The sequence below is a fragment of the Bradyrhizobium sp. genome (assembly GCF_004799445.1).
Taxonomy (GTDB): Bacteria; Pseudomonadota; Alphaproteobacteria; order Rhizobiales; family Xanthobacteraceae; genus Bradyrhizobium.
Genome location: NZ_SSNA01000121.1, coordinates 91458 through 99385, shown reverse-complemented (window position 1 = coordinate 99385; position 7928 = coordinate 91458). Strand labels below are relative to the sequence as shown.

Here is a 7928-nt window from a genome sequence, read left to right as displayed (position 1 = left end):
CGGTAATCTGATTGAGCTTGGAGTAACGCGTGTTGGCGTCGTCGCCCTGCTGCATGACCCATTGCTTGGGATCCTTGGCCAGCTTGTCCAAAGCTTCGTCGGCACGTAACGCCGATCCATGCAAAGCCACGAGGCTGACACCGGTAGCGAGTAGCACCTTGCGCATAATGAATCCTCCCATTTGTGAACGAAGGGGTTCCGTAAAAACGGTCCACTTTTCAGTTGTGTTCGTCGGTATTCCTACCCGGTTCGGGAATAGGAAACTTGCCTAAGAGGGAAGTGCGTTTGCGCGAAAGCGAAACACAACGAACTTTTTGGCCGGCGCCCCTGATTTTCGCGGGCGGCCAGCCTTCCGTGCTGCGATGCGTCAGCCCTTTTGCCCCAATCCATCGGCGGATAACGCGCGAACCCTTGGGTTGAGGTTTCGCTTGACGGCGCTGAAACTAAGTCGGAGGATTATCAAAGGGATGTCAGGAAGCCTGCTGCTCAAATCCCAACGACCGCCTTAATTTGAGGTAAAAGTCACTCCATCATGACTCGATGCCTTGCGCGGCAAGTGGTCATGTTTTTGATCTCGAATCGGTGGCTGGATAATGTCCGACACGGTCCGCTCACTTAACACTTCCGGATTGGCGCCGAAGAAGCAGATCCAATGTTGGTCAGATGCACTGACCGATCTCTGCGGCCAATTCGACATTGATCCGATGGAGGCTTCGTCCTTCGAAGGCCGGATCAACTACACGACGGTTTCGAAGCTAAAGCTCTGTCAGATCGAGGCCAGCCAGCATCGGCTTGCCCATACCGCTTCGCGCGCAAAACTGGGCGGCCATCCGTTCGTCAAGATACATTTTCAGACTTACGGGATCTCGCATTTCGAGCAGGGCGGTCGCCGCATCGAGCTGACGCCCGGCGACTGTCTCGCCTACGATGTCTCCTGCCCGCACACGATCGTCAGCCCGACGCTGACGCGACACGATGTCGTCATCGTGCCGAAGGAACTGCTGCAGGAACGCGGCTTCCGCTCAGCGAAGATGTCGGCATGCAAGCTCTCGGCGCGCACTGGCACCGGCCGGATCGCCTATGACTTTGTCCATGCCGCGTTCGACGAAGCGACCAAGCTGTCGCCGAACAACGCGATCGGGGTGGCCGATTCGCTGATCGACCTGCTGCTGTTGCCGCTCCGCGAGCCCGACGCGATGTTCGATCGAGTCGGGCCCGAGGCGATGTATATCCGGGCGCAGTTCTTCATCCGCGAACATCTGCGCGACCCGGAACTTTCGATCGACCAGATTTCGGCGGCGTTGCGCTGCACCAAGCGCTATCTGCACATGTTGTTCAGCGACAGGGGCACCACCATCAGCGACTACATCCGGCACGCAAGATTGCAGAATTGTCGCCAGGAACTGGAGGCCCAGCCCGGAAAAACCGTCACGGACGTCGCATTTTCGTGGGGCTTTTCCAGTTCGTCGCACTTCAGCCGCGTGTTCCGGGAATATTTCGGAATTGTTCCGTCTGCGATTCACAAAGCACAGCACGACGGTCTGTCCACCGACTTTCCCTGCGAATAGAACTTCGGCTTCGGCGCGGCGAACGGATATCAGCCCTGCATGCGTGCCGACGCATGCTCTTCCGCATCACCGCCTGGGCACATGAATGCAAGGGTGGCAGGACACCGACCACGGCTCGACGCAGGCATCGCCGATCGAGCCGGGCCGGTGGTTTCGATGCGGTTTATTTGCGCGCTGCGCAGGCGTACATGTTGATTTCCATGCCGACCGGCACTTCGACAATTCTAGGGGTCTTCCAGGTCATTTCATCCTCCCAAGAGTTTTTCCAAGAGTTTTTGGCGCGAACTCCACGCCGAAGCTGAACCTAGGACCACGCCCGGCACCGCGCAAGTCTCCCCGCGCCAGGCCGGCCGGCGGAGATGGCAGGTTCAAATCCGCAGATATTGAAATCTGTTCTGGCGTGGCGTTCGTATCCGGCGGATCGGCGCGATGCTAGCGCGATGTTTTTGCAGACCATCCGGAGACCGCAAAACGACTGCTCGCACCGAGCGACGAAAACCCGGGATGTATCAGGGGTCGATCGCGCGCCATTCGCAATAAACGATCTTTATGCTATTGAAATCGCGTTGTAATTCTTCGCCGGTGACGCTGCAGCGCCTTGAAAAGGAAACGGCGCGCGGCGCTGCTGCGACCCCGCGTCAACCGCGGCTGAATTTCCCGCAATCGGACGGAAGAGATGCGTCGCAGCAGGCCACTCTCATGATATATGCCCAATATACGTCTGGGATGAAGACCATGCCGACTCGCGATTTTTTTCGCCGGCCAATACGAGGAACGTTTTGAAGTCGAAAACACCGAAGAAACGCCGGTCTCGAGAAGTCGAGGCAGAGGATGGTACGCTCACGGATCGCGCCTATCGCGAACTTGAAGAGATGATCGTCACGCTGCAATTGAAGCCGGCAACGGTGTTGTCGGAGCAGGCTCTCGCCCAGCGCCTGAAAATCGGCCGAACCCCGATCCGGGAGGCCCTGCAGCGGCTGGCGAGGGACGGGCTCGTCGTGATCATGCCCCGGCGCGGCATCATGGTTTCCGAGATCAATTTGAGACTGCAACTGCGGCTGCTTGAGGTGCGACGTGAGCTGGAGCGCTTGATGGCAAGCCTGGCGGCCGAGCGGGCCACCCCCGACGAACGTCACGAATTTGCCGAGGTGGCGGAAGCCATGCTCGCCGCCGCCACCAAGGCCGATGACCTCGCCTTTATGCGCCTTGACCAGCGTTTCAACATTCTGATCGCCACCGCCGCCCGAAACGAATTCGCGCGGCGGTCGATGGGGCTGATGAACGCGCTGTCGCGCCGGTTCTGGTACCAACACTATCAGGAGGTCGCGGACCTTCCGCTGGCCGCCAAGTTGCACGCGGCGGTCGCGCTAGCCGTCGCGCAAAAGAAGGTCAAGGCGGCGGCCACCGCGTCGGACCGGCTGATCGACTACATCGAGGATTTCGCCCGCAAGACGCTCGATACCTGAGCCATCAATCGAAGGTAATGACGCTGCGGATGGCTTCGCCGCGCTTCAAGGCGCCGAAGCCGTCGTTGATTTCATCAAGCGTGATGCGGCGGGAAATCAGCTCATCCAGCATCAGGGAGCCATCGAGATAGGCCCGCGCCAGCAGCGGGAAATCGCGGCGCGGCCGCGCGTTGCCGTAACTGACGCGGCGGATACGCTTCTCCTGCATCAGGGAGCCCCAGCGAAACGCGACGTCCTTGTTGACGTCGATCTTGCCCAGCCAGATCACCTGACCGCCGGGCCGCACGGCCCCGGTAGTGGTCCGAAAAGCCGCAGCGCTGCCCGCCGACTCGATAACGACGTCGACGCCGCGGCCGCACGTTTCGCGTTTTCCGGCTGCGACCGCGTCATCACTGGATGCATTTATGCCGTGGGTGGCGCCCAGCCGCCGCGCGAGTGCAAGTTTCGCCGGATCGAGATCGACGGCGATGATGACACTTGCGCCTGCCAGCCGCGCGCCTTGCACCGCGGAAAGACCGACCGCCCCGCAGCCGACCACCATCACGCTATCGCCGCGCGCGATCGCGCCCAGATTGAGCGCGGCCCCGACACCGGTCATCACCCCCGCAGCCGATCAGGCAGGCGCGGTCGAACGGGATCTGTTTCGGAACCGGAATGGCCTGCTGGTCGGACACGATGCAATATTCGCCGAACGAGCCGAGGAACATCAACTGCTGAAGCGGGCGGCCGTCGGCCAGATGGTTGCGCGCTTCGCCATCGAACGGCAGCGCTTTCGGTCCCTCGCCGAGATATTGCTCGCACAGGATCGGGCTGTCGCGGTCGCAATAAAAGCAGTGCCCGCAATGCGGATTCCAGGACAGCACCACATGGTCGCCTTGCTTTACCCCGCGCGCGGCGGCACCGACTTCTTCGACAACTCCGGCGGCCTCGTGTCCGAGCACGATCGGCAAGGGATAGCGCAGCGATCCCTCAATGACCTCGAGATCGGTATGGCAAAGGCCGGCGGCGCGGATTCGAACCAGCACGTCGGTCGGCTTCAACGCCGCCGCGGTGACGGTTTCGATCGACATGGGCGTGCCCGCCGCATGCAGCACAGCGGCGCGATACTGGAGTGCCATTTACGCGACCGCTTTTCCGTCAAGCGCGGTCAGCGCCAAATCGATGTCATCCGATGTCATCTCCCATTCATTGCCGAAATTCGCAACAATGGCGCGCATGAAGGATTCGACCGCATCCATCGCGGCCGCCTTGTCGCCGAGATGGTCGACCAATATTGCCAGCGCCAGTTGACGCGGTTCGGGTCCCTCATAGCTCCATTCGAAACCATTTTTGCTGAACTCCATCACATTCACGCTGGGATCGAGTGGCGCACCGTCCACGGTGACCTTGACGCCGTCGATGGTCCGGTCTCCCGAATAAACCTTCATGTTGTCCTCCTGTGTTAAGACCTTGCGCATCTGCCCCGGTCAGGAAGCGGCCTCGATCTTGCCCGCAATCACCCGCATGACGTCGCGGTCCCGATAGGCTTCCGCGAGCGATCCCGAAAACATCACCTCGCCCCGTTCCAGCACGTAGATGCGATCGGCGTAGTCGGGAATGTGATGGACATTCGATTCAGCCATCAGAACCCCCCTTCCCATCGCCCGGATCGAGGCGACCCCGGCTGCGATCGACGGAATGATCGCGGGCGACAAGCCTTCGAAGGGTTCGTCGAGAAGCAATAATTTCGGGTCGAGCGTCAATGCCCGGGCAATCGATACCATCTTGCGCTCGCCGCCGGAAAGCTGCGCGCCGCCGCGGGCGAGATAGTGGCGCAACTTCGGGAATACGGCGTAGGCCTCCTCGATGCGAACACCGGCCGGGCGGCCCGTTGGCCGGGTCCAGGTCGACAGTTCGATATTCTCCGCGACCGTCAGATCGGCATAGACTTCCGACTCCTCGGGCGAAAAGCCGATGCCGCTTTGCGCGATCTGCCAGGTCGGCAATTTGGTCAGGTCGGCGCCGTCAAGGCTGATGCCGCCCGACAGCGGGCGGCGATAGCCCATGATGGTGCGAAATGTCGTGGTCTTGCCGGCGCCGTTGCGCCCGACCAGACAGACGAGCTCGCCTGCCGCCACCGACAGGCTGATGCCATTGAGGATGCGGCTACCCTCGATGTCCACTTTCAGATTCGACAGCGTCAGCATCGTGTCAGCCTTCTCAACGTCCTTGCTCAAGTTCTCGGGCGAGTTCCGACCACCGCGGCAATCATCGCCGGATCGGCAAAGAACGCGTCGGGCGGCATGTCGCCAAGCACGCAGCCCGCCTGCAAGGCGACGATGCGATGCGAGTAACGCTCGACGAGGTCCATGTCGTGCTCGACCTGCACGATGGCGCGCACGCCCGCTGCCTTGGCGGCGCTGACGAGAACTTCCATGATGGCGTGTTTGTCACCGGTCGACACGCCGCTGGTCGGCTCGTCCAGAAGAATGACCTTCGGATCGAGCGCAAAGGCGCTCGCAATGTCGAGCAATTTCTTCTCACCCTGCGACAACGTCGAAGCCACGGTGTCAAGTTTGGCGCGCAGCCCCAGGACTTCGGCGATGCGTTCGGCATCCGCCTGCAGCACGTCATCGCGCTTGAGCGAGCGGAACGGATTGGAGACGCGGCGCAAACGCGAGGCGATGGCGACGCACAGCGTTTCCCGGACCGTCAGGGCGGGGAAGATGTTGACCAGTTGAAACGCCCGCGACATTCCGAGCCTGGCGAGTTCGACCGGCCCGATGCCGGCGATATCGCGGCCCTGGAAGCGAACCTCTCCGACGGTGGGTCGCAACAGACCGGTCACGACATTGACCAGCGTTGTCTTGCCGGCGCCGTTCGGCCCGACGATCGAGACGAATTCGCCGTCGCTGACCCGAAACGAGATATCGCTCAGCGCCTTGAACACGCCGAAGGCCTTGGAGACGTTGATGGTCTCGAACAAGGGCGCATCGCCGGGTGCGGCTGCGGGTTGCGGGTGCATCTCATCCCTCTCCATCGCGGCGGGCAACCAGATACCCGATGGTGCCGGCCAGACCTTGCGGCATGAAGATGACGAGAAGCACCAGCACGCTGCCCATCACAAACCGCCAGTATTGGGTGACGGCCATGACGAAATCCTGCAGCACGACGAACACCAGCGCGCCGATCGCCGGACCGGCGAAGGTCCCGCTGCCCCCGAGCACCGCCATGAAGACCAGATTGCCGGAATGGGTCCAATAGGCCAGTTCGGGATCGGCCAGGCCGGTGGTGACGGCAAGGATGGTACCGCCGATGCCGCCATAGACCGCCGAAATCACGAAGGCCGCCAGCCGCATGCGAAAAATCTCCACCCCGACATAGGCGGCCTTGCCGGCATTTTCGCGGATGGCACGCAGGTGCAACCCGAATGGCGACTGGGTGATGCGCCACATCGCCAGACCAAGCAGCGCGAACAAGATCAGGGCATAATAATAGAACGGGCCGGTGAGAAACGCCGTCTTGCCGCCGCGCCATTCCATGCCGAGCAACAGCGGCCGCAACACGCGCATGCCCTGGTCGCCGCCGGTGACGGCGTAGAACTTGAAGAGAAAGGAATGAAACAGCATGCCGAACGCGAGCGTCAGCATGCCGAAGAAAATCCGGGTGTAGCGGACGCACAGCATGCCGATCACCAATGAGACCAGGGCGGACAGCAGCGCCGCCGCGATCAGGATGAGCTCGAAGCTCAGAATGCCGAATTTCGAGGTCAGCGCCGCGGCGGTATAGGCTCCGACGCCGAGGAACAGCGCGTGCCCGAACGACAGCAGCCCGGTGGTGCCGAACAGCAGATTGAACCCGAGAAGCGCGATGCCGTAACCGACAAAGGGCAACATCAACAGCAGCGCATAGGGCGAGGCGGCCAGCGGCAGCAGCGCCATGACGGCGATCAGGGCGAGCAGGACCCACAATCCATTGACGCGCAACGTTCGCCGCACGGTCACCGGGGAAGCGATATCGACCGACGATTGGCTCACGCGGTCGCCTTTCCGAACAAGCCTGCCGGGCGGAGAATGAGCACCAGGACGACGACCAGATACACCGACAGCATTTCCAGTTCAGGGACCAGCGAAATCGCCGCCGCGCGCATCAGTCCGACGATGAGCGCGCCAACCAGCGCACCGCGCATGCTGCCGAGACCGCCGATGACGACGACGGCAAAGGACTCTACCACCAGATCGACCGCCATATCGAGCGATGCCGCGCCGGAGGGCACCACCAGCGCGCCGCCAACCGTGCCCAGCATGCAGCCGACGGTGAACACCAGCGCGAACACCTTCGAGGCGTTGACGCCGAGGCCTTCGGCCATATCGCGGTTTTCCGCGGTTGCGCGCACGATGCGTCCGGTCTTGGTCCGCTCGAGGAAAAGCCCGAGCAGCGCGGCGATGGCAAGACTTGCCGCTATCACCAGCAGATTGTAGGTCGGCACCCGAACTCCCAGAAAATGCGCCGTGCCGTAGGCGAGGTAGACATTGTCCATCGTTCGCGGCGTAGCACCCCACAAATAGCGAAACGCATCCTGAAACATCAAAAGAAAGCCGAAAGTGATCAGGAGCTGATAACTTTCGTCGCGGCGATAGACCGTGCGCAGCACGCGCTCGATCGGCAGTCCGACGAGACCGACCGCCAGCCCGGCAATGATCAGGACCGGGAAGAACAGCATGGGCGGCATGCCGAGCTTGATGGCGATGCCGACCGCGGTAATCCCGAAATAGGCGCCGAGGGCGTAGAACGATCCGCAGGCCAGATTAACGATTTTCTGGACGCCGAACACGAGCTGCAGCCCGGCGGCCACCAGAAACAGCACGGCCGCGTGGAAGGTCCCGCCGAGAACGACATCCACCAGTTCGGTCAT

10 protein-coding genes are annotated in these 7928 nt (G+C 61.7%); 2 read left to right on the top strand and 8 right to left on the bottom strand.

The genetic code is table 11. The annotated features are described in order from the left end of the window. Window positions 1-593: 593 nt before the first annotated feature. Window positions 594-1568, top strand: a complete 975-nt coding sequence (locus E8A46_RS16645) for a helix-turn-helix domain-containing protein (protein ID WP_291562848.1) — start codon at window positions 594-596, stop codon at window positions 1566-1568. 163 nt (window positions 1569-1731) lie between these two features. Here the strand turns inward: E8A46_RS16645 and pqqA are convergent, their stop codons facing one another. Continuing rightward, window positions 1732-1812: a pyrroloquinoline quinone precursor peptide PqqA gene (gene pqqA, locus E8A46_RS16640; RefSeq protein WP_291562868.1), complete on the bottom strand. Its 81-nt coding sequence runs from the start codon at window positions 1810-1812 to the stop codon at window positions 1732-1734. 535 nt (window positions 1813-2347) lie between these two features. Between pqqA and E8A46_RS16635 the strand changes: the two genes are divergently transcribed. After that, window positions 2348-3034, top strand: a complete 687-nt coding sequence (locus E8A46_RS16635; RefSeq protein WP_291562847.1) for a GntR family transcriptional regulator — start codon at window positions 2348-2350, stop codon at window positions 3032-3034. Window positions 3035-3038: 4 nt separating this feature from the next. Here the strand turns inward: E8A46_RS16635 and E8A46_RS16630 are convergent, their stop codons facing one another. From E8A46_RS16630 to E8A46_RS16600, 7 genes are read right to left on the bottom strand one after another with little or no spacing between them, the layout of a single operon-like run. Next, entirely contained in the window at window positions 3039-3632 is a 594-nt protein-coding gene (locus tag E8A46_RS16630; RefSeq protein WP_291562844.1) for a zinc-binding dehydrogenase, read from the bottom strand. Next, the gene (locus E8A46_RS16625) at window positions 3580-4104 is read right to left on the bottom strand and encodes an alcohol dehydrogenase catalytic domain-containing protein (protein WP_291562842.1); all 525 of its coding nucleotides are present in this window, start codon (window positions 4102-4104) and stop codon (window positions 3580-3582) included. The genes E8A46_RS16630 and E8A46_RS16625 overlap by 53 nt, the downstream gene beginning before the upstream one ends. Window positions 4105-4152: 48 nt before the next feature. Continuing rightward, window positions 4153-4461, bottom strand: coding sequence for a DUF6166 domain-containing protein (locus E8A46_RS16620; protein ID WP_291562839.1), 309 nt, complete (start codon window positions 4459-4461; stop codon window positions 4153-4155). 39 nt (window positions 4462-4500) lie between these two features. Continuing rightward, a complete protein-coding gene (locus E8A46_RS16615; RefSeq protein WP_291562836.1) occupies window positions 4501-5220 on the bottom strand; it encodes an ATP-binding cassette domain-containing protein in 720 nt (239 codons plus the stop codon). A 26-nt stretch (window positions 5221-5246) separates the two neighbouring features. Continuing rightward, window positions 5247-6038, bottom strand: a complete 792-nt coding sequence (locus E8A46_RS16610; protein ID WP_291562834.1) for an ABC transporter ATP-binding protein — start codon at window positions 6036-6038, stop codon at window positions 5247-5249. Between the two features lies 1 nt (window position 6039). Beyond that, window positions 6040-7050: a branched-chain amino acid ABC transporter permease gene (locus E8A46_RS16605; RefSeq protein ID WP_291562830.1), complete on the bottom strand. Its 1011-nt coding sequence runs from the start codon at window positions 7048-7050 to the stop codon at window positions 6040-6042. Then, window positions 7047-7928, bottom strand: coding sequence for a branched-chain amino acid ABC transporter permease (locus tag E8A46_RS16600; RefSeq protein WP_291562827.1), 882 nt, complete (start codon window positions 7926-7928; stop codon window positions 7047-7049). Before E8A46_RS16600 ends, E8A46_RS16605 begins: the two co-directional genes overlap by 4 nt.

What these genes read in the sequence shown, in the direction of transcription:
- E8A46_RS16600 (WP_291562827.1), bottom strand. Translation starts at nt 7,928, where the DNA reads ATGACCGAACTGGTGGATGTCGTTCTCGGCGGGACCTTCCACGCGGCC.
- E8A46_RS16630 (WP_291562844.1), bottom strand. Translation starts at nt 3,632, where the DNA reads ATGACCGGTGTCGGGGCCGCGCTCAATCTGGGCGCGATCGCGCGCGGC.
- E8A46_RS16610 (WP_291562834.1), bottom strand. Translation starts at nt 6,038, where the DNA reads ATGCACCCGCAACCCGCAGCCGCACCCGGCGATGCGCCCTTGTTCGAG.
- E8A46_RS16645 (WP_291562848.1), top strand. Translation starts at nt 594, where the DNA reads ATGTCCGACACGGTCCGCTCACTTAACACTTCCGGATTGGCGCCGAAG.
- E8A46_RS16615 (WP_291562836.1), bottom strand. Translation starts at nt 5,220, where the DNA reads ATGCTGACGCTGTCGAATCTGAAAGTGGACATCGAGGGTAGCCGCATC.
- E8A46_RS16625 (WP_291562842.1), bottom strand. Translation starts at nt 4,104, where the DNA reads ATGTCGATCGAAACCGTCACCGCGGCGGCGTTGAAGCCGACCGACGTG.
- E8A46_RS16620 (WP_291562839.1), bottom strand. Translation starts at nt 4,461, where the DNA reads ATGAAGGTTTATTCGGGAGACCGGACCATCGACGGCGTCAAGGTCACC.
- pqqA (WP_291562868.1), bottom strand. Translation starts at nt 1,812, where the DNA reads ATGACCTGGAAGACCCCTAGAATTGTCGAAGTGCCGGTCGGCATGGAA.